18 protein-coding genes are annotated in these 19,970 nt (G+C 61.2%); 5 read left to right on the forward strand and 13 right to left on the reverse strand.

The genetic code is table 11. The features are described from left to right. The first annotated feature begins 206 nt into the window (after nucleotides 1-206). On the forward strand, nucleotides 207-2,954 hold the full coding sequence (locus KUV41_RS10035) for a bifunctional acetate--CoA ligase family protein/GNAT family N-acetyltransferase (protein WP_222483275.1): 2,748 nt from the start codon (nucleotides 207-209) through the stop codon (nucleotides 2,952-2,954). 126 nt (nucleotides 2,955-3,080) lie between these two features. On the opposite strand, the gene pdxH is transcribed toward KUV41_RS10035, so the two are convergent. The 5 genes from pdxH to KUV41_RS10060 form a co-directional block, all read right to left on the reverse strand. After that, on the reverse strand, nucleotides 3,081-3,722 hold the full coding sequence (gene pdxH / locus KUV41_RS10040) for a pyridoxamine 5'-phosphate oxidase (RefSeq protein ID WP_222485918.1): 642 nt from the start codon (nucleotides 3,720-3,722) through the stop codon (nucleotides 3,081-3,083). A 188-nt stretch (nucleotides 3,723-3,910) separates the two neighbouring features. Beyond that, nucleotides 3,911-4,303 (reverse strand): DUF2069 domain-containing protein, encoded by a 393-nt coding sequence (locus KUV41_RS10045; protein ID WP_222485921.1) that lies wholly within the window; start codon nucleotides 4,301-4,303, stop codon nucleotides 3,911-3,913. Beyond that, nucleotides 4,300-4,920 (reverse strand): NAD(P)H:quinone oxidoreductase, encoded by a 621-nt coding sequence (gene wrbA / locus KUV41_RS10050; protein WP_222485923.1) that lies wholly within the window; start codon nucleotides 4,918-4,920, stop codon nucleotides 4,300-4,302. The genes KUV41_RS10045 and wrbA overlap by 4 nt, the downstream gene beginning before the upstream one ends. Before the next feature lie 88 nt (nucleotides 4,921-5,008). Further along, nucleotides 5,009-5,353 carry an arsenate reductase (glutaredoxin) gene (arsC, locus tag KUV41_RS10055; protein ID WP_206938822.1) on the reverse strand — a complete coding sequence of 115 codons (345 nt, stop codon included), beginning with the start codon at nucleotides 5,351-5,353 and terminating at the stop codon, nucleotides 5,009-5,011. 134 nt (nucleotides 5,354-5,487) lie between these two features. Next, complete coding sequence (locus KUV41_RS10060) at nucleotides 5,488-5,946, reverse strand: gamma-glutamylcyclotransferase family protein (RefSeq protein WP_206938820.1); 459 nt, start codon at nucleotides 5,944-5,946, stop codon at nucleotides 5,488-5,490. Nucleotides 5,947-6,124: 178 nt separating this feature from the next. On the opposite strand from KUV41_RS10060, the gene smrA reads away from it, so the two are divergent. Then, entirely contained in the window at nucleotides 6,125-6,742 is a 618-nt protein-coding gene (gene smrA, locus KUV41_RS10065) for a DNA endonuclease SmrA (RefSeq protein WP_206938818.1), read from the forward strand. A gap of 231 nt (nucleotides 6,743-6,973) precedes the next feature. Here smrA and KUV41_RS10070 read toward each other — a convergent pair whose 3' ends face one another. From KUV41_RS10070 to metH, 4 genes are all read right to left on the reverse strand, one after another. Continuing rightward, nucleotides 6,974-7,519 carry a DUF934 domain-containing protein gene (locus tag KUV41_RS10070; protein ID WP_222485925.1) on the reverse strand — a complete coding sequence of 182 codons (546 nt, stop codon included), beginning with the start codon at nucleotides 7,517-7,519 and terminating at the stop codon, nucleotides 6,974-6,976. Further along, entirely contained in the window at nucleotides 7,509-9,164 is a 1,656-nt protein-coding gene (locus tag KUV41_RS10075; RefSeq protein ID WP_222485927.1) for a nitrite/sulfite reductase, read from the reverse strand. Before KUV41_RS10075 ends, KUV41_RS10070 begins: the two co-directional genes overlap by 11 nt. 130 nt (nucleotides 9,165-9,294) lie before the next feature. Further along, nucleotides 9,295-10,623 (reverse strand): MATE family efflux transporter, encoded by a 1,329-nt coding sequence (locus tag KUV41_RS10080; RefSeq protein WP_409995795.1) that lies wholly within the window; start codon nucleotides 10,621-10,623, stop codon nucleotides 9,295-9,297. Between the two features lie 23 nt (nucleotides 10,624-10,646). After that, a complete protein-coding gene (gene metH, locus KUV41_RS10085) occupies nucleotides 10,647-14,348 on the reverse strand; it encodes a methionine synthase (RefSeq protein ID WP_222485929.1) in 3,702 nt (1,233 codons plus the stop codon). A 342-nt stretch (nucleotides 14,349-14,690) separates the two neighbouring features. On the opposite strand from metH, the gene nfuA reads away from it, so the two are divergent. Next, nucleotides 14,691-15,281, forward strand: coding sequence for a Fe-S biogenesis protein NfuA (nfuA, locus tag KUV41_RS10090; RefSeq protein ID WP_206938806.1), 591 nt, complete (start codon nucleotides 14,691-14,693; stop codon nucleotides 15,279-15,281). Between the two features lie 120 nt (nucleotides 15,282-15,401). On the opposite strand, the gene KUV41_RS10095 is transcribed toward nfuA, so the two are convergent. Further along, nucleotides 15,402-16,436 carry a DNA-binding protein gene (locus KUV41_RS10095; protein WP_222485931.1) on the reverse strand — a complete coding sequence of 345 codons (1,035 nt, stop codon included), beginning with the start codon at nucleotides 16,434-16,436 and terminating at the stop codon, nucleotides 15,402-15,404. A 327-nt stretch (nucleotides 16,437-16,763) separates the two neighbouring features. On the opposite strand from KUV41_RS10095, the gene KUV41_RS10100 reads away from it, so the two are divergent. After that, nucleotides 16,764-17,882, forward strand: a complete 1,119-nt coding sequence (locus KUV41_RS10100; protein WP_222485933.1) for a tyrosine-type recombinase/integrase — start codon at nucleotides 16,764-16,766, stop codon at nucleotides 17,880-17,882. A gap of 80 nt (nucleotides 17,883-17,962) precedes the next feature. Here the strand turns inward: KUV41_RS10100 and KUV41_RS10105 are convergent, their stop codons facing one another. Together KUV41_RS10105 and KUV41_RS10110 are read right to left on the reverse strand one after the other, a co-directional pair. Further along, nucleotides 17,963-18,121: a hypothetical protein gene (locus tag KUV41_RS10105; protein WP_206938775.1), complete on the reverse strand. Its 159-nt coding sequence runs from the start codon at nucleotides 18,119-18,121 to the stop codon at nucleotides 17,963-17,965. Then, nucleotides 18,121-18,549 (reverse strand): hypothetical protein, encoded by a 429-nt coding sequence (locus KUV41_RS10110; protein WP_222485935.1) that lies wholly within the window; start codon nucleotides 18,547-18,549, stop codon nucleotides 18,121-18,123. Before KUV41_RS10110 ends, KUV41_RS10105 begins: the two co-directional genes overlap by 1 nt. A 422-nt stretch (nucleotides 18,550-18,971) precedes the next feature. Here KUV41_RS10110 and KUV41_RS10115 point away from each other — a divergent pair, with 422 nt between their 5' ends. Continuing rightward, nucleotides 18,972-19,391 (forward strand): SufE family protein, encoded by a 420-nt coding sequence (locus KUV41_RS10115; RefSeq protein WP_206938771.1) that lies wholly within the window; start codon nucleotides 18,972-18,974, stop codon nucleotides 19,389-19,391. Between the two features lie 150 nt (nucleotides 19,392-19,541). Here KUV41_RS10115 and yidD read toward each other — a convergent pair whose 3' ends face one another. Further along, entirely contained in the window at nucleotides 19,542-19,829 is a 288-nt protein-coding gene (gene yidD / locus KUV41_RS19525; protein ID WP_224907756.1) for a membrane protein insertion efficiency factor YidD, read from the reverse strand. Between the last annotated feature and the right edge of the window lie 141 nt (nucleotides 19,830-19,970).

The following is a 19,970-nucleotide window of genomic DNA, read 5'->3' on the forward strand; positions in this document are numbered from 1 at the left end:
TCCGGCGGTCATGGCGCCACCTTAAGGGTGAGACGGCCTGGGAAGACAGTCACCAATGGTCGAACGCGCCCACCGTGGCGACACCCCTTGACGTGACACCCAAGGGTGGACGCGCGGAGGGCACCGCGCCACACTCCACCACTATTGGCTTGGGTGGCACGCCAGGTGCCACCCATCGGGGTACGATTCGCCCAGGAGGTCTTGCCGTGAGCACCCAGTTTTTGCGCCGTTTTTTCGATCCCGCGTCGATAGCCGTCGTGGGCGCCTCCGAGAAGACGCACTCCACGGGAGGCCAGGTCATTCGCAACCTTCTCGATGGGGGATACACCGGTAAACTCTGGGCGGTCAATGCCAAGGGCTACGCCAGCGTGCATGGGGTCACCTGTGTCGCGCGGACATCGCAGTTACCCGAGATCGTCGATCTGGCGATTCTGTGCACTCCGGTCAATAGCTTGCCGAAGCTGCTTTCCCGCCTTGGCGAGAGTGGCGTACGGGCTGCGCTGGTGCTGTCCGGAGGCAGCCAACTGGATGATGAGCATAGCGGCAAGTCCTCGCTTCGCCAGCGCATGCTCGATGCTGCCAGGGCCTCCGGTATTCGCGTGCTGGGACCTGAATGCATGGGGCTGATCGTGCCCGGAAGGCACCTCAATGCCTCCTATTCGAGCCACACGGTTCCCAGGGGCAAGGTCGCCTATCTCGGGCAGTCCGGCATGCTGGCCAACGCCATGATCGACTGGGCTGCGGGGCGAGGTATTGGCTTTTCACACTTGCTGACGCTGGGTGAAAGCATCGATGTGATGCTTCCTGACCTGATTGACTACATCAATCAGAACTCGCCGACCCAGGCGATATTGCTGCACCTGGAGCGAGTGCATGATGCCCAGCACTTCATGACCGCCGTGCGAGATGCGTCGCGCAGTCGCCTGGTCCTGGCCATCAAGAGTGGTCGCACGGCGCAAAGTGACATGAGTGGACTGCCACCGACACCGGGTATCACCCATCGCGATCAGGTCTTCGATGCGGCCTTTGCCCGGGCGGGGGTGGTCAGGGTCAACGATTCCGATGAGCTTTATGATGCGCTGGAAACCCTGTCGCGGATGCGCCCTCTCAAAGGGGATCGGCTGGCGATCGTTTCCAATGGGTTAGGCCCGGCCATGCTCGCCATCGACAAGCTGATTAGCTCCGGCGGTCGCCTGGCCGAGTTCGAGGATGATACCCAACGCGCGCTGCGCGAACAGGACCTGGATATCAGCAAGCCAGGTGAAAATCCGGTGGACCTGGGAGGCAATGCCACCCCAGAGCGGTTTGTGGCAGCGCTGGAGGTGGTGGCAGCAGATCCCAACGTCGATGCGGTGCTGGTGGTTCATGCCCCCACACGCCTGGCGCCTTCCCGGGCCACCGCCGAAGCGCTGATTGGTGGAAGGCGGCGTTTCCCGCGCAATCTGCTGACCAGTTGGATGGGCTTCGAACAGGCTGTCGACGCCCGTCATCTCTGTCATGAAGCCGGTATCCCCACTTACCTGTCTCCTGAGAAGGCGGTCAAGGCATTCATGCACATGGTGGACTATCAGAGAGTCCAATCGCTATTGCAGCAGACGCCGCCAAGTCTTCCCATTTCCACTGCAGCAGAGGTACGCCAGCGCTGTCATCAGCTGATCGATCGGGTGCTGGCCGAGGGCAGGGAAAGTCTTGCCCATAGCGAGACGGCCGAGGTGCTCAAGGCCTATGGCCTGCCGGTGGCCAAGAGCCTCTATCCCGACAGCACCGATAACGCGGCGCAATTGTCCCGAGCCATGGAGGGGCCCTTTGCCCTGAAGGTGGTACATGATGGCAACAGTCGGCCATTCCGCTACCGCCAGCATCCTCACAAACTGTCGGCTGGCTTGATTCAGGACATCGCCTCACCTGCGGACGTCGCAGCCGCCATGGATCGTCTCAGCGAGAAAGTGTCCGAGAAGTTCCCGGGTTTTCAGGTGCGCGAGTTCTGTCTCCAGCCCATGCAGCGGGGCAAGCATTCCATGCAGCTGTGTGCCGGGATCACTCGCGATCCGGTGTTCGGCCCGCTCATCGTCTTTGGCATCGGCGGTTACAAGGTGAATATTCTGGCCGACCGACAGGTATCGCTGCCGCCGCTCAACATGACCTTGGCGGCCGACATGGTAGGCCGCACCCATGCCTACCGGCTGATTCGTGAGCACTCAAGCGATCCCGAACGTGACATGCAGCGTCTTTGCCAGGTGCTGGTGACGCTGTCGCAGATGGCAACCGACCTGCCCAGGTTGCGGGGGCTAGAGATCAACCCCTTGCTGCTAAACCGTGATGGCATGGTGGCGGTGGATTTCGCCATGGACCTGGGGCAGCCCGCGCGATTTGCCATCATGCCCTACCCGGAGGAGTTGCGAGAATCGGTCACACTACGCAATGGATGGGAAGTGGAGTTTCGCCCCATCCGTGCCGAGGACGCGCCGCTGATCACCGAGTTCCATCGTCAGCTGTCGGAAGAGAGTATTCGCTTTCGCTACTTCCATAACAAGACCGACCTGAGCCAAGGCGACCTGTCACGCCTGGCCCATATCAACTACGACCGCCAGATGGCCTTTATCGCAGAGCGTCTGTGCGAGGATGGCAGCAAGGAAATGTTGGGGGTGGTGCGCGTGTGGAATGACCCCGACAACATTCGCACCGAATTTTCTATCATCATTCGAGATGATCTTCAGGGGCTGGGTATTGGCAGTCGGCTGATGGAGAAGATGATCCGCTACTGCAAGGGTGTCGGTACCCTGGAAATGTTCGGCAAGATCATGATCGACAATCATCCCATGCGGGCGCTGATGAAACACCTGGGGTTCCGTCAACGCTTCAACATGGAGGAGCAGGTGGTGGATGCCGTTCTGCGACTCAACGAGCCCACCAGTGACTGGCAGCGGCACCGCCTGGAACGGCCGGTGGAATGATCACGCCGCCACCGGCGCAGCATCCATCCATGCGCCGGTGGGCCTGAGTTCTCAAGAAGGGTTGCTCTACAGGTTCTTGTCGACAGACTCTCTTCGACAGATGCTTACTAGAGCAGCCTGCTTTCTCTACGGAGCCAGGCGAGCCACCTCCCAGCTATCATCGCGGCGGTGATAGCGCACGCGATCATGCAGGCGACTGGGTTGCCCTTGCCAGAATTCGATCATCTCCGGTACGACGCGATAGCCGCCCCAATGTACGGGTCGAGGAATGTCCTGATCTTCGTAGGCTTTTTCGAAGCGTTGCTGGCGCTGTTCGATCCAGCCGCGGTCAGGAATCACCACGCTTTGTGTCGCGATCCAGGCACCAAGCTGGCTGCCCCGGGGCCGACTGGAGAAGTAGTCGTCCGATTCTTCTTCCGCCACGCGCTCGACGTGTCCTTCCACCCGTACCTGACGTGCCAGAGAGGGCCACCAGAAGGTCAGTGCGGCATGGGGAACATTGGCCAGCTCGCTGCCCTTATGGCTGTGGTAATTGGTGTAGAACACCATGCCGTTGGCATCGATGCCCTTGAGCAGCACAATCCGCGCATGGGGCAGTCCCTGACTATCTACCGTAGATAGCGTCATGGCATTGGCGTCCTGGGGTTCGCTATCCAGCGCGAGGGCAAACCACTCGTCGAACAAGGTGAAGGGGTCGTTCGGTACGCTGCCTTCGTCGAGAATACCGCCTTCATAGTCGCGTCGGATGTCCGCAATATCACGGGTCATGAGTGTCTCCAGTGGTATCCAATTAAGCAGTGAACGTGAGTTGTGTTCGGCTGGCCGCTACCAGAATCATCGCATCCACGAAAGTCGCTGTCGCCTTGCCAAGTCATCGTTTAGGCAACGCACACCCAGGCCGTCGGGTTGCATCACTCCAACGGCCAACCAAGACGCATGGGGAGATGCCAACTGGTTCAAGCTTGGCGTAGCTGGCGCGAACGAAAGCGGGCGTAGGCGGTACAGCCGGCAAACAATACCAGCGCCACCACAGCCTCCAGGATGCCGCGACCACCCAGCCCTGGCAGGCTTGCGACCATGACTCCTTGAGCAAAGTACAGCAGGCTGACAAAGGCAAGCCAGGCGTGTCCACGCGGTCGCCGCGCAAGGATGGAAGGCAGAAAGAGGATCAACGGCAGGACGAAGGCGATCATCGGCCCGAATCGATTGCCGTCGGCCTCTACGGAAAACCCTCGATAGATCATCATGGCCAGCAGTGCGATAAACCCTACCAGCACTACCTGGCGTGCTCTCGTGGTGAGCTGATCTAGGCCCTTGCGTCGTTCCAGTTCCTCGAGCCAGGCCCTCATGATGCCGCCTTACGGGCAGCCGAGAGCGCCAGCGTCAACCTGGCGATTCGTTCGCCTTGGGCAAAGGCGAGTTCGCGCTCGTGTTCATCCAGCGGACGATCGCTGCGGACCCCAGCGAGGTGGCTGACACCGTAGGGGGTGCCGCCGCCTTGAGTGCGGGTGAGAGCCGTCTCACTGTAGGGCAGGCCTGCGTAAACCATGCCATGGTGCAGCAGCGGCACGAGCATGGTCATCAGCGTGGTTTCTTGCCCACCGTGGAGGCTGGAGGTGGAGGTGAAGGCGGTGGCCGGCTTGTCGATCAGTGCACCGGACAGCCATAACTCGCTGGTGCTGTCGAGAAAGTGCTTGAGCGGCGCAGCCATGTTGCCAAACCGCGTAGGACTGCCGATAGCAAGGCCGCTGGCATTGCGCAGATCATCGAGTTCGGCGTAGATAGCACCTTCCTCGGGAATCTCAGGATCTACCGCCTCACAGGTGGGCGACACCGGAGGAACCGTGCGGATCCTTGCGTCCACTCCCGCGACCGACTCCACGCCGGCGGCAATCCGCTCTGCCAGAGCGCGCGTTGCGCCCTGGCGTGAATAGTAGAGGACCAGTACGTAGGGCAAATCCGACATGCGGTTTCCTATTGAGTTGACCAGTAAACGGCGTTGAGAGCAGGGCGTTCACCCCATGAAAAAGGCGGAGATCAATGGCCGCGCAGTGCTAGAACAGGCGTTTGATGTCTTCGGGTGGTCGTCCGATCACGGCACGCTGTCCGTCATCGAGAATCGGCCGTTGGAGGATACGCGGATGAGCCTGAATCGCCGCAATAACCTGTTCCGGGTCGTCACGATCGGCGCCCAGCGTTTTCCACTCGGTTTCGTTGGTGCGGACCAGGTCCCTAGGAGAGCCATCCAGACGCGCGATCAGCTCGCGCAGCTCCTGGCCGTTCAGGGGATCGTCCAGATAACGCCGGACCTGCGCCTCTATCCCGGCCTCCTCGAGCAGGGCAAGGGCTTCACGCGACTTGGAACAGCGCGGGTTATGCAGCAGGACGAGAGTGGCCATGACAGCTCCGACGGCAGGAGAAAGGGCTCACATTGTAATGCCCCGGCACCGGGCCCCACAACGCTGTGCGTATCCCGCACCGAAGGACCTGGGCGATGAGATGGGTGAGCGCATCGTCTCGACGAACTTGCGTGTCAGTGTGGATCCAGGCGCAAGTAGACCCAGGCCGGCGTACCATTGGCCAGCGCCACCCTGACCCGCTCGTAGCGCTGGCCCAGCCGCTCGTAGCGATCGAGGGCGCGTAATTCGTCGCCGTCGACCTGTAACAGCTGACCAGGCACGTAGGCCTGTGGCGCGGGCTCAAGGTCCAGGCCAACCCGCTCAAACCCACGCAATAGTGCAGGACTTGTCTCAAGGTCGTCACCGGTAATCAGCCATCGCACCCACGGCCAGCGTAGGGTGCCGTAAACAAAGACCCGATGTTCATCCGCCAAGTCGAGCTCTGAACGAGCCGAACTGACGGTTGTCGCTTGCGCTGGTGGCGTGTAGCCAAGTGGGCTCTTGTAGGTGTACCACAGCCAGCCAAGGCCGAGGATGCCGGCCATGACCAGAGCAAGGCACAGACGAGGGATCCAGCGTGACAGCAACGACATAAGCAGTGACCGCAAAGGGATGAGCGTTGGCACTGTAGCGTGGCCAGGAAGCCGTGCACAACGTTCTGCACGGGAAGAAGACGCCTGGCGCCGACGATGGCAGGGCGTTTGCACGACAGTCTATCGATGATCGTCTTCGGCTTGCTAGGATAAAGACCCGATGACGAGGAGGTGCCCCATGACCGATTCCTTCCATGCCAGCGGAACTGACCATGGCCATGACGATATCGACTTCAAGACCATGATGGGGGATGTCCAGCCACTGCGCCGCAGCCAGAATCGTGCCGATGCAGGTCATCGGCCAGCAGCACCCACCGAGTCACAGATTGCCAGGCGGCGCCATGCCCTGAGTGGCAACGACGGCGCGGACGGTTTGAGTGACGACTTCGTTGATCTGGTGCCTCCCTATGATCCGCTTGAGTTTCGGCGAGATGGCATTCAGATTGGCGTGATGGAGCGCTTGCGCCAGGGGGGCTACCCGGTACAGGCCAGCCTGCATCTATTGCGCAGACCGTTGTACGAGTGCCGTGCCAGCCTGCCGCAGTTTATCCGCGATGCTTACGCTGCTGATCTTCGCTCCGTACTCATCGTTCACGGGCGCAGCCGAGAGATCGATGGCGCGGCCAATGTGCTGCGATCCTGTCTCGCCAAGTGGCTACCTACGCTGGAGGAGGTTCACGCCTTTGTTTCTGCGCAAGAGGGGGATGGGGGATTGGGCGCTACCTGGGTGATGCTACGCAAGAGCGAGCGTGCGCGATCGGCCAACCGGGAACGCCAGCAAAAACGTCGGGGCTAGTTCTGGTGCTTAGTGTCTCGTCCTTAGTCCTCAGTCCTTAGCCCCTAGTGTCCAGTACCTCTCGGCGGGGACTTGCTGCCAATCCTGACGGTGACAAGCAACTTCTACGTCAATAAGCTTCACCAAACAACAGCGCCGCCCCATCGGGCGGCGCTGTTGTCTTGAATCATAGGTGACAGCAGATCAGTGCCGGCACATCAGCGGTTCAATGCTCCTGCGTCGTTTGACGTATCAGGCGACGGCGGTGTCACGCTGGCGCTCACGCGCTTCACGCTGGCGGCGAAGGAACATCGGTTCCGGGTTGTCGATAGACACCTGGTAGTGGCGGGAAAAGATGGTCAAGGCATTCAGCGCATCCTCGACGATCTGATCTTCGCGCAGGGAGAAGGCATCGAAGCCACAGCGAGCCATATAGGACAGCTGGTCGATGAGTACATCGCCGACAGCGCGAATTTCCCCGCTGATACCGTACCGTTCCCGCAGCACGCGCGCGAGGGTGTAGCCGCGACCATCGGTGAACTTGGGAAAGTCGATGGCGATCAGTGGCGCCTTGCGCAGCTCGGCCACGGTATCGTCATCCAGTACTGTATCGCTTGGCAACCAGGGGGCCAGGTCGTCGCGACGCTCAGCGGCGAGCCAGATGTCCAGGCGCACGATGCTGCTGGGCTGGTCGGCAGAGGCTTCGTCTTCCAGGCGAACCCAGGTGTCCTCAGCCAGTCGACGCTCCTTGATGAGCGGACGCTGTGGCGTGTCCTGGAGGGTGGCTTCAGTCTGCATAGACAAACTCCTTGAAGGGTTTCAGGCCGATACGGCGATAGGTGTCGATAAAGGTTTCGTCGGGCTGACGCTCGCCAACATACACCTTGAGCACCTTGTCGATGACGTCCGGCACGTCTTCACGGAAGAACGAGGGGCCAAGGATCTTGCCCAATGACGCTTCGTTGCCCTGGCTGCCACCGAGCGAGATCTGGTAGTACTCCTCGCCTTTCTTGTCGACGCCAAGAATACCGATATGGCCAACGTGATGGTGACCGCAGGCGTTCATGCAGCCGGATATATTGAGGTCCAGCGGGCCGAGGTCATACAGGAAGTCGAGGCTTTCAAAGCGTTCCTGGATGGCTTGAGCCACCGGAATTGACTTGGCGTTGGCCAGGGCGCAGTAGTCACCGCCAGGGCAGCAGATCAGATCGGCCAGGGTGCCCACGGTGGGGTTGGCCAAGCCAAGCGCTTCCAGCTTGTGCCACAGCTCCTCAATCTGGTCCACGGCCACGTCGGACAGCACCAGGTTCTGCTCGTGGGTCACACGCAGTTCGCCGAAGCTGTAATCGTCAGCCAGATCGGCGATCTGTGCCATCTGCTCTGAGGTGACGTCACCAGGCGACTGTCCGCTGCGCTTGAGAGACAGCGTGACGGCCTTGTACCCAGGCACCTTGTGATCGGTCACATTGTTGGTCACGAAACGGGCAAAGGCGCGGTTGTCCCGGCGCAACGCTTCGAAGGCCTCGATGGCCGATGCGTCCACGTCACGGCGGGGCGGATCGACAAAATGAGCGGCCATGTCGTCCACTGCCTGCTGATTGAGGGTCTGCACGCCGTCCTTCAGGTGCGCCCATTCTTCCTCGACCCGACGGCGCATTTCGTCGACGCCCAGGGCCTTGGTCAGAATCTTGATGCGCGCCTTGAACTTATTGTCCCGGCGACCGAACTGGTTATACACCCGCAGTACCGCTTCCAGGTAGGTCAACAGATGCTGCCAAGGCAGGTCTTCGCAGAGCGTCTCGCCAATCATCGGGGTACGCCCCAGGCCGCCACCGACAAGGACCTTGATGCGCACGTCCCCGGCGTCGTTGCGCCACAGCTTGAGGCCGATGTCGTGCACCTGAATGGCAGCACGGTCCTGGGCAGCGCCGGTCACCGCGATCTTGAACTTACGCGGCAGGTAGTAGAATTCCGGGTGGAAGGTCGACCACTGACGAATCAGCTCGCACCAAGGCCGCGGATCCACTTCTTCGTCCCCGGCGATGCCGGAGAACTGGTCGGTGGTGGTGTTGCGGATGTCGTTGCCGCTGGTCTGGATGGCGTGCATCTGCACACTGGCGAGTTCCGCCAGCATGTCAGGCACGTCTTCCAGCTTCGGCCAGTTGAGCTGAAGGTTGGTACGCGTCGTGAAATGCCCATAGCCACGATCATAGCGAGCAGCCAGCTCACCGAGCTTGCGCAGCTGGTAAGAGGCCAGCATGCCGTAGGGAATCGCGATGCGCAGCATGGGCGCGTAACGCTGCACGTACAGACCGTTCTGCACCCGAATCGGGAGGAATTCTTCCTCGCTGATCTTGCCTTCGAGATAGCGACGCATCTGGTCACGGAACTGTGCGACGCGTTCGTCGACCAGGGTCTGGTCATGATTGTCGTAGCGATACATTCTGCGCTTTCCTGCAGCCAGGGAATGACGGGACGTTGCGGGTTACTCTACCTGCACGCCATTATGCGATAAAAGAATAAATATTTATAGTTTGGGTGAAAATAGTAATAAGAGGCTTGTCAGCATACCCTCATACCGCCAGTTGTTGCCATCGGCGACGTTGCCAAATGATGGCAAAGCATAGTGAATTGAGGGCGCGATAGCCGAGCTGGCACCACCATACCGCCAATAGGCCGGCACCTTCATGGACGCCAAACCACCAGGCCAGCGGCAAGAACACCAGCCATTGGCACGCCAGGGTCAGCTGCATGACCGTGCGATTGGCGCCGGCACCCAGCAATGCCTGGGTGAACACCAGGGCGACGGCGTCAATCACGATCATCATGGCGGTCAACCGCAACGGGGCAACCCCGAGCGTGATCAGGTCGGGCTCATGCAGGAACAGGCCTAGGACGGCGTGGGGAATCGTTAACATGGGGAGGGCCAGAAGGGCGAGCAGTAGCCAGGCCACCCTGACCGTGTCCCAGCCCCAGCGATGGGCCTTTTCCGGCGAGGCATTGCCCAGCGCTTCCCCCACTAGACTCATCGCCGCCATGCCCAGGCCAACACCCGGCAGAATCAACAGTAGCGACAGGTTGACCAGAACATGGCCGACCGCGACGCTGGCGGTATCGATCTGGCCAAGAATCCAGAACAGCACGGCGTAGCCGGCCGCAAACCAAAGCTGCTGAAAGGAGTGTGGGGTGGCGAGGCGAAGCGTCGTTGCCAGTGTCCTGGGGCAGGGGCGACGGGGCGTTCCCGCGCGGCGGCTGAGCCAGGCCCAGATGCCGAGACCGACGAACAGCGACAGGCTGCTGCCCAGGCCAGCGCCACTCACGCCCATGGCCGGTAGTCCCCAATAGCCAAAGATGAGTCCGACGCTTGCCACCAGGTTGACCGCCTGCATGATCAGCATGATGCGCAGGTACAGCCCGGTCTGCTGGATACCGTTCCAGTAGCCTCGGTAGCAGAAGATCATGGCCACCGGCAGCAACGCTATCACCCGCCAGCGAAAGTAGCTCACGGCGAGAGCAGAGACGGCGCCATCATCATTCAGCCAACCGATGAGGGTTGGGGCCTGCCATAGACACAGCAGCATGAGAGGCAGACCAAGCAGGGCGGCCAGCGCCAGTCCAGATACCAGGGGTTCGGCACGAGGATCGCGTGCTCCAGCGCTGACATCCGCCTCTCCGTGACGCCTGGCAACCTGGGCCTGGACTCCGGAGGACAGCCCAAACAGGCAGGCCGTGACCATGAACATGGCATACCCTCCCACCCCTGCGGCGGCCAGTTCCGTCTCGCCCAGCCGCCCTATCAGAGCGGCGTCCACCAGATTCATCAGGCTCTGGCTAAGCATGCCCGCCATGATGGGGAGCGCCAGCCGCAGGATCATGTTCCAGCGGCTGAGCTCTGGCAGCAGCTTGCAGGGTGACGCCACGCGCATCAGGTGTCGTAGGACAGCACGGGCGAGAGCCAGCGCTCCATCTCGTCCAGCGCCATGCCCTTGCGGGTCGCCAGTGTCTCTACCTGGTCCCGGGTGATCTTGCCGGTAGAGAAGTACTTTGACTGCGGGTGCGAGAAGTACCAGCCGGATACCGCTGCGGCGGGCCACATGGCGAAGCTTTCGGTCAGCTCGAGTCCACTGTTGGCGGGGGCATCAAGCAAGCGGAACAGGGTGGCTTTCTCGGTATGGTCCGGGCAGGCAGGGTAGCCAGGGGCCGGTCGAATACCCTGGTATTTCTCGGCAATCAGCGCTTCGTTGTCCAGCTGCTCTTCCGGTACGTAGGCCCAGAACTCCTTGCGCACCCGCTCATGCATCAGTTCGGCGAAGGCTTCCGCAAGGCGGTCGGCCAGGGCCTGAACCATGATGGCGTTGTAGTCATCACCGCGGGCCTTGTACTCGTTGGACAGGGCCTCGACGCCATGCCCCGCGGTGACGGCGAAGCCACCGATCCAGTCAGGCGTGCCGCTGTCCTTGGGGGCGACAAAGTCTGCCAGGCTATAGCAGACCCCCTCGCGGTTCTTGGTGGTCTGTTGGCGAATGTGATGCAGTCGTTCGATCACCTCGCTGCGGCTGTCATCGGCGTAGACCTCGATGACATCATCATCCACCGTATTGGCCGGCCACAGGCCAATCACGCCGCGGGCCTTGATGCGCCCCTCGTCGATCAACTTGCGCAGCATGACTTGAGCCTCGTCGAACAGCTGGCGTGCAGCCTCGCCGACGATCTCATCGTCCAGGATCTTCGGGAACTTGCCGACCAGCTCCCAGCTCATGAAGAAAGGCGTCCAGTCAATCCGTGCGACCAGCTCGTCAAGATCATAGTCGTCGAAGACCTTGAGGCCGGTGAAGGTCGGTGCCGGGGGTGTGTATCCCTGCCAGTCCAGAACAGGCTTGCGGGCGCAGGCGTCACGGTAGGAAAGGTCCGCTGCCTTGGGGCGGCGCTTGGCGTTGCGCTCGCGTACCTTTTCATACTCCTCACGCACTTCCTTGACGTAACTTTCCTTGAGGCCCGGAGAAAGCAGGCGGCCTGCAACACCCACGGCGCGCGAGGCGTCGGTCACGTAGATGACGGGTTCATCATACTGGGGCTCGATCTTGACCGCGGTGTGGGCCTTCGACGTGGTCGCGCCCCCGATCAGCAGCGGCAGCGAAAAGCCCTGTCGCTGCATTTCCTTGGCCACGTGCACCATCTCGTCCAGGGACGGCGTGATCAGTCCGGACAAGCCAATGATATCGGCGTTCTCCTCACGGGCCGTCTTCAGGATCTTGTCGGCAGGCACCATGACGCCAAGGTCGATAACCTCATAGTTGTTGCACTGAAGCACCACACCGACGATGTTCTTGCCGATGTCGTGGACGTCGCCCTTCACCGTGGCCATGACGATCTTGCCCTTGGCCTGGGTGTCCTCGCTCTTCTCCGCTTCGATATAGGGGATCAGATAGGCGACGGCCTGCTTCATGACTCGCGCCGACTTGACCACCTGGGGCAGAAACATCTTACCCGCGCCGAACAGGTCGCCCACCACGTTCATGCCGTCCATCAGCGGCCCTTCGATGACCTCGATAGGGCGGCTGGCTCTCTGGCGGGCCAGCTCCGTGTCCTCTTCAATGAAGGCAGTGATGCCTTTCACCAACGCGTGTTCAATGCGTTTTTCCACTTCCCAGCTGCGCCACTCCAGATCCTCCTTCTTGTCGCCGCTGGAGCCATCGCCGCGGTACTGATCGGCAATATCGAGGAGGCGTTCAGTGCTGTCGTCACGGCGGTTGAGGACAACGTCCTCGACCGCTTCACGCAGGGCTTCGGGCAGGTCGTCATACACCGCCAGCTGCCCCGCGTTGACGATCCCCATGGTCAGGCCCGCGCGAATGGCGTGGTACAGAAAGACCGAGTGGATGGCCTCGCGCACGGGATTGTTACCGCGAAACGAGAAGGACACATTGGATACGCCGCCGGAGACCATGGCATGGGGCAGATGTTCACGAATCCAGCGGGTGGCCTCGATGAAATCGACGGCGTAGTTGTTGTGCTCCTCGATGCCGGTGGCAATGGCAAAGATGTTGGGGTCGAAGATGATGTCTTCAGCAGGAAAGCCGATGTCATGGACGAGCACGTTGTAGGCTCGCTGACAGATCTCCGTTTTGCGCGCGAAGGTGTCCGCCTGGCCGGTTTCATCGAACGCCATGACGACGACCGCGGCGCCATGCCGGCGACACTCGGTGGCCTGGTGGCGGAAAGCGTCTTCGCCTTCCTTGAGCGAGATCGAGTTGACCACTGCCTTGCCTTGAATGCACTTCAGGCCCGCTTCGATGATGTCCCACTTGGAGGAGTCGACCATGATCGGCACGCGAGCAATGTCCGGCTCCCCGGCGATCAGGTTGAGGAAGCGCACCATGGCATCCTTGGACTCGAGCATGCCCTCGTCCATGTTGATATCGATCACCTGGGCGCCGTTCTCGACCTGCTCAAGTGCCACCTCGAGCGCAGTGGTGTAGTCCTCTTCCTTGATCAGGCGCTTGAAGCGCGCCGAGCCGGTGACGTTGGTGCGCTCACCGACGTTCACAAACAGCGAGTCATGTTCGATGTTGAACGGCTCGAGGCCTGACAGGCGGCAGGCGCGGCTGCGCTGTGGAATCTGACGCGGCGTCAGGTCTTTGATAGCACGGTGGATCGCCGCAATGTGTTCCGGTGTGGAGCCACAGCAGCCGCCGATGATATTCACCAGGCCGCTGCGTGCGAACTCGGCCACGATGGCGGCCATCTCCTCAGGCGTCTGGTCGTATTCGCCAAATTCGTTGGGCAGGCCAGCGTTGGGGTGAGCCGAGACAAAGGTGTCGGCCTTGGTGGACAGCTCCTCAATGTACGGCCGCAGCTCTTCGGCCCCCAGGGCGCAATTGAGGCCAACGGTCAGCGGCTGGGCGTGGCGCACGGAGTTCCAGAATGCCTCGGTCGTCTGCCCTGACAAGGTGCGGCCTGACGCGTCGGTGATGGTGCCCGAGATCATTACCGGCAGGCGCTGGCCGGTTTCGTCGAAGATCTCCTCCAGCGCGTAGATCGCGGCCTTGGCGTTCAGGGTATCGAAGATCGTTTCGATCATGATCAGATCGGCGCCACCGTCGATCAATGCCAGAGCCGCTTCGCGGTAGTTGTCGCGCAGAGCATCGAAAGTCACGTTTCGCTTGGCGGGGTCATTCACGTCTGGAGACAGGGACGCCGTCCGCGACGTCGGGCCCAGTACACCGGCGACATAGCGAGCTACCCCAGTGTCCGCCTCGACCTCATCACACACCTGGCGGGCCAGGCGAGCCGCTTCGCGGTTGAGCTCGGGCACCAGGGCTTCCATGCCATAGTCGGACTGCGACAGGCGGGTCGCATTGAAGGTATTCGTCTCGAGAATATCGGCGCCGGCCAGCAGGTAGTCGCGGTGAATCCGCGATACCAGGTCCGGGCAGGTCAGGACCAGCAGATCGTTATTACCCTTGACGTCCGAGGGCCAGTCCTTGAAACGCTCTCCACGAAACTCTTCTTCGCTCAGCGCTGCATTCTGCAGCATGGTTCCCATGCCACCATCCAGCATGAGGATGCGCTGGGAAAGGCTGTCGACGAGGCGGGCGGTCTGAGCGGTTGGTGCGGCTACGGCCATGGGAAGGTGGGTCTCCAGCTGGACGCTAGTCAGGTCGACTGACGCAGAATTTTTTATATGCCACCGCTTGCGTTGGCGTGGCTCGGCCCCCATGTGATTGGCGCAGACATGGCAAGTCGCCGGGGGATCCGTTCGAAAGGCGCACATCTTACCAAAGCGCTGGCCGTGGCGGCAGGGGCAATGGCGCTGTTGTCGCGATGCCGGATCCGTTCACCGTTGCGAGACATTCTTGAGTGTTTTACTCGGGATTGAGTCTGGGCCAGCTTGGGCTTACCATGCAGTCATCCAACCCGCAGTGGCCACGAGCCTTGAGTCAAGGCGGGGCGAACCAGTGAGAGAGCCATGAGCGAGAACATCCAGATCACCGACAGCGCACAGGATTACCTGGCCGAACTGCTCGAGAAGCAGAACGTCGACGGTATTGCGGTGCGGATTTTTATCACCCAGCCGGGTACCCCCTACGCAGAAACGTGTCTGGCCTACTGTCGTCCGGGCGAGGAAGAGCCCAGTGACGAGCGGCTTGAGCTCGACAAGATCGCCGTCTACCTGGACGCCAACAGCATTCCGTTCCTGGAGGAGGCCGTTGTCGACTTCAATGCGGATCGCATGGGTGGGCAGCTGACGATCAAGGCGCCCAACGCCAAGATGCCGAAGGTCAATGCCGACAGCCCGCTCGAGGATCGTATCAATTACATCCTGTACAGCGAGATCAACCCGGGCCTGGCCGCCCATGGTGGCGAGATCAAGCTGATCCAGCTGACCGACGATCAGGTGGCCGTACTGGCCTTCGGTGGCGGCTGCCAGGGCTGTGCCGCGGTCGACCTGACGCTAAAGGAAGGGGTCGAAAAGACCTTGATGGAGCGGATTCCCGAGCTTGCCGGTATCCGTGACGTCACCGATCACACCGATACCACCAACGCCTATTATCGGTAAGCTACGGTCAGTCGGTGGCTGCTCTGCCTTTTCGATGACCGATCACCGCAGCAAAAAGCGCCGCTCTCTGGAGCGGCGCTTTTTTTATGGAGCGCAGGGTTTTATGGAGCGCAGGGCGCGTCAGCTGTCGCGGCCTGGGTCTCGCTTGAGCTTGGATTCATCGTTTGGTGAGGCGGCATCTTGCTCTCGCTGCTGCCGAGCCAGCGCCCAGATCTTCTCGTCGAGCTTTTCTTCCAGTCCCTTCAGTCGCTCTGTGTGGCTCGCTATCAGGCGACGCTGCTCCTCGATGCGTTCGTTGAGCAAATCCACTTCATGTCCGCGTGCGCGTAGCGCCTCTTCCGAACGAGATCGCTCCAGCTGCGTTTCTCGATGCCGCTTTTCCTCCTCCGCAAGCTCTCCGCGCAGGGCGTGTAGCTGCTGTTGTAGCGTGTCGTGGCGCTGCTCGGCCTGCTTCAAGCGCTGGGCATGGGATTTCTCCAGCGCCTGTCGCTCCCGACGGGCTTCGTCCAGCATCGCCATCAGGCGTGCCTCAGCCGCTTCGTGACGCTGTTCTTCCTGGGCGAGCTTCTCGCGCTGCTGTTGCTGCTGCTCCTCCAGCGCACGCTGGAATTCCCTTGCTTCCTGCTCCTTGTCCTGTTGCAGGCGCTCGAGTTGATCCTGTTGCTGGCTACGGCGCTCGCGCTCCTTGGTCAGCAGCTCCTCCACTCCCTGCTTTGCCGATGTCAGGTGAGCCGCCTCACTGGCAGCCTCCTGCAGGCGCGCTTCCACCGAGGAAAGGTGGGCAGCAAGGGCGCTCTCGCGCTGCTCCGCGTCTTCCGCGCGACGGTGGGCGGTAGCGACCTTCTCCAGTGCCGCCTCGACGTTACGGTCAGCTTCCTGGCGGTAATGGGCGAGGTTCTCGGCTGCCGCTTCCTGTGCCTTGGTCCATAACTCTTCTGCCAGTGACACGAGTTCTGCGGGCATCCCCTGAGGCGGTGGCACATCACGCCGCTCCTCACGCCGAGACCGCCATTCGCGCAGATGCTCGCTGATGGTGGTGAAGCTGCCAGTCCCAAGCACTTCGCGGATCTTCTGAACGCTAGGGGCTTCCTGCTGCTTCAGCAGAGTGTCCACCGCTCGCTGTACGTCGTCGTAGGTAATCCCTGTGCGGGCCATCGGGGTCTCCTTGAGCGGGCATGTTAGCGCCAGCGGCAGATCATGCCTGAATGCGGGGGTGCTGACTACGATCCAGTGTGTCCATTGGCCACGGCGGCGACCGCGCGCCATCGCCCCAGCGCTGTGCATGTGACGATCTTAGTGTAATTACACTACATACGTAAACGTAATAATATTTATGATAAGGCATAAAAAATCAAGATTACGCGCCTTATCTTGAATAATTGATGCTGTAGGGGCAGCATGGAAGGGGCAGGGATGGTGTTCAATCCATGGTGGTGACGGGCTTTATCAATGGCAGATAACGACAGATCTAGCGGAGGTGGTATGGCTGCCTGGCGCGCGGAGTCTTCTCAGTGGCTGGCCGCGCGAGAGGCTGATCGCCCAGGCGCGCTGATCGAGGCTAAAGACGACTGGGAGGCCGTCACCTGCTGGTTGCAGGAGTACGCGGCAAGCCCGCAAACCCTCAGGGCCTACCGACGGGAGGCTGAGCGGCTGCTGCTGTGGCTGGCCGAGCGCCAGCAGGTCCTCGCGGGTTTGCGTCGCGCCGACATCGACGAGTTCGAACGATTCTTGGCCAACCCGATGCCTGCAGAGCACTGGGTTGGGCCGACCAGGCCGCGCCAAGACCCACGCTGGAGGCCCTTTCGCGGGCCTCTGTCACCGTCGAGTCGGCGCCAGAGCCTGGTGATCCTGCAGGGCATGATGGCCTGGCTGGTGGAGGCCGGTTGGCTGTCGCGCAATCCGTTTCGATTGATGCGCGACAAGCGGCGCAGGCTCAATAATGGCCAGCGCAGGATCGAACGCTATCTGGAGCATGCGTTATGGGACTGGCTATGGTCCTGGGCGAGTCGCCCGCTGCCTTTACTGGCGACGCAGCGCATGCGCTACCTTTGGTCCAGACGCAGGCTGATACTGGGCTTTGGCTATCTATTGGCGCCGCGCATCAGCGAGATGAGCGCCGCGCGCTTTGATGACATCGTGTCGAGAGAGGGGCGATGGTGGTGGCAGGTCGTCGGCAAGGGGCAGAAGTTCGCCCAGATTCCGGTACCACCAGACATGCAGGAGCTGTTGGAGGAAGCCCGCTCGCTCTATGGAGTGACAGATGCCTTGGGCGCAGCGCGAGGTCCGATCCTGCGTCGACTTGATGGCCAGACACCGCTGGGCGACAACCAGCTGTATCGGATGATTCGCCAGACCTTTCGCGAGGCAGCAGAGGCGCTGGAAGAGGAGGGCGGTGAGGCGCGCTACGTTGCCCAACTGCGCGAGGCTACGCCACACTGGCTGAGGCATACCGGGCTGACCCATCAGGCCCAGGCCGGGGTGGAGCTGCGCTACCTGGCTGAGACTGCGCGCCATTCACGCCTGGATACAACGGCGATCTACCTTCACTCGGAAGATGAAGAGTGGCACCGTCAGCAGTCCCTGCACCGATTGACGCGTTAGCCAGGGCCAGGCGTCTGGCTGGGATTTCAGGGGCTGGGTTCTACGAGGACTGGTTTCAGGAACAACCTGACAGAACGGTTTCAGGGCCTGAAATGGCCGCGCTTACGCGCGAGATAGCGATCGGCGTGCTCGGTCAGTGCCTTGACGTCTGACTTGTAGCCGCGATCTAGCTGGTAGGCAGCCACGGCAAGTGCCAGGGTGGCAGCCAGCATGATCAGCATGGCGATGTGAAAGGTCATTACTTATCCCTCCAGGTCAGCAGGGCCTTTGCATAGGATGCCACGAGTGCGAGCCCGAAGCCAATACAGGCACCCCATAGCGGCTTTGCGGTGTTGGCCACGACCAGGGTGGCATGACTGTGCTTGTCGGCAAAGAACAGAGCGATCAAGGACAAGGCACCCACTGTGGTGCCAGCTCGGTCCGCCAGGTCAAGCAAATTGGTCAGGATGGCCGCACGCTTGGCCCGTCGCTGGGCGGCCAGGTGCGCGATGATGTCTTCCAGTTGCTGCGATGTCAGCCCCCGTTCGTGCGCAGGCGTTTCCTTGCCAGCCAAGGCATGGCGCGAGCGAGCGTCTTCCAGGTAGCGGTCAAGTTGCTTCTCGAGAGCGGCAAGCCGACGGTCGCGGGGCTGTCGTTTTCCCGGTCCTTCGGGAGGGTGTTCTGCCATATAGACTCCGTGGCGGCGCTAAAGCCCAGTTCTAAAATGCCCAGTTCTGAGAAGCCCGGTTCTAAAAGCCCAGCTCCTGAAACCGGGCCGCTAACACCTCGTTGCCAGAACGGGTGGCGAATACCTGGCCGTTGTAACCGGTCGTCATGCCCGATGTATCACGACCGAGACATCAAATCGACGCATCACATCGGGTCACCAATTCGTGGCGAGGTACCCGATGTTACCGACAAGGGAACATGGTCGAGCGTTTCCGAGCCTGGCTCATCGCTGGGGGTAAAGCGGATACAGTCTAGCACGCTCGCTGTCGTCTTCATGTCCGCGGTAGGTCGTCATGTTCACAGTAGAAGGGCGGCCGCGGGAGGGACGACGCCGGGGGCGTGGTGAAGGTATACTGGCGCGAGCTATTTCAGGGAGTTTCCATGACCACTACCGCGGAACAAGCCCAGCAGGAGCTGCTGGAAGAATTCGAGTTGTTCGACAACTGGATGGATCGCTATCAGTACATCATCGACATGGGCAAGGCGCTGCCGCCCTTTGCCGAAGAAGACAAGCGGGATGAGCTAAAGATCCAGGGCTGTCAGTCAAATGTGTGGATGCGCCACGAGCGTCAGGGCGACCTGCTGCACTTCGCTGCCGTTTCGGATGCGGCTATCGTGTCCGGGCTGATTGCGGTGCTGCTGCGGATTTACAATGAACGCACGCCATCCGACATCCTTGCTACCAGTCCTCATTTTCTCAAGGATCTGGGGCTCGACAAGCACCTGTCGCCGACCCGCAGTAACGGACTCAATGCGATGCTGCAGAGGATTTATCGCGTCGCCGAGCAAGAGGCGGCGTAACGGTCCGGCAAGGTCGAGCGCTAGAGATACACGAAAGTTGTCGCTCCGCGGGGCTTGGGCTTGGCAGAGTCAAGGGAGTGTTGCGTAGGCCCGCCGAGCGCCGCGACTCGTCTGGGCGGGCATTTATGCAGTGTCTCCCTATTGGTTCCGCTAAGGGCGAGGCCGAAAATTATCGTCCAGCTCAGGATCATCGCGACATAGCTGTTCACTGGGCCCGCCCGGCACGGGATCGATGCCCCCTTCGGCACCGGGATGACAGCGAAGTATGCGTTTCACTGCCATCCACCCACCCCGCAGTGGGCCATGCACGACGATGGCTTCCTGGCTGTAGTGAGAGCAGCTCGGCCAGTAGCGACAGCGTGGCCCCAGCACCGGGCTGATCACCGTCTGATAGACACGGATGACACCAAGCAGTGGCAGTGTCAGCCAGCGCTTGATCCCCTGTTGACGGGGAAGTGCTGGCTGTTCAGGTGTCTGCTGCAAAGGAGCCGAGGGGGAGGCGTCTGCATGCTCCTCGCCACAGCGACAGCCTGCATGATGCTGTAGAAGGGGCGGCGGCGGAGCAGGGCGGGCGCCATG

The sequence above is a fragment of the Halomonas sp. DP8Y7-1 genome (genome assembly GCF_019801685.1).
Classification (GTDB): domain Bacteria; phylum Pseudomonadota; class Gammaproteobacteria; order Pseudomonadales; family Halomonadaceae; genus Halomonas; species Halomonas litopenaei_A.

Bases quoted from the DNA above. Each gene is read 5' to 3' on its own strand.
- pdxH (WP_222485918.1), bottom strand. From the start codon at position 3,722: ATGACCCGTGATATTGCGGACATCCGACGCGACTATGAAGGCGGTATT.
- KUV41_RS10045 (WP_222485921.1), bottom strand. From the start codon at position 4,303: ATGAGGGCCTGGCTCGAGGAACTGGAACGACGCAAGGGCCTAGATCAG.
- wrbA (WP_222485923.1), bottom strand. From the start codon at position 4,920: ATGTCGGATTTGCCCTACGTACTGGTCCTCTACTATTCACGCCAGGGC.
- arsC (WP_206938822.1), bottom strand. From the start codon at position 5,353: ATGGCCACTCTCGTCCTGCTGCATAACCCGCGCTGTTCCAAGTCGCGT.
- KUV41_RS10060 (WP_206938820.1), bottom strand. From the start codon at position 5,946: ATGTCGTTGCTGTCACGCTGGATCCCTCGTCTGTGCCTTGCTCTGGTC.
- smrA (WP_206938818.1), top strand. From the start codon at position 6,125: ATGACCGATTCCTTCCATGCCAGCGGAACTGACCATGGCCATGACGAT.
- KUV41_RS10070 (WP_222485925.1), bottom strand. From the start codon at position 7,519: ATGCAGACTGAAGCCACCCTCCAGGACACGCCACAGCGTCCGCTCATC.
- KUV41_RS10075 (WP_222485927.1), bottom strand. From the start codon at position 9,164: ATGTATCGCTACGACAATCATGACCAGACCCTGGTCGACGAACGCGTC.
- metH (WP_222485929.1), bottom strand. From the start codon at position 14,348: ATGGCCGTAGCCGCACCAACCGCTCAGACCGCCCGCCTCGTCGACAGC.
- nfuA (WP_206938806.1), top strand. From the start codon at position 14,691: ATGAGCGAGAACATCCAGATCACCGACAGCGCACAGGATTACCTGGCC.
- KUV41_RS10095 (WP_222485931.1), bottom strand. From the start codon at position 16,436: ATGGCCCGCACAGGGATTACCTACGACGACGTACAGCGAGCGGTGGAC.
- KUV41_RS10100 (WP_222485933.1), top strand. From the start codon at position 16,764: ATGGCTGCCTGGCGCGCGGAGTCTTCTCAGTGGCTGGCCGCGCGAGAG.
- KUV41_RS10105 (WP_206938775.1), bottom strand. From the start codon at position 18,121: ATGACCTTTCACATCGCCATGCTGATCATGCTGGCTGCCACCCTGGCA.
- KUV41_RS10110 (WP_222485935.1), bottom strand. From the start codon at position 18,549: ATGGCAGAACACCCTCCCGAAGGACCGGGAAAACGACAGCCCCGCGAC.
- KUV41_RS10115 (WP_206938771.1), top strand. From the start codon at position 18,972: ATGACCACTACCGCGGAACAAGCCCAGCAGGAGCTGCTGGAAGAATTC.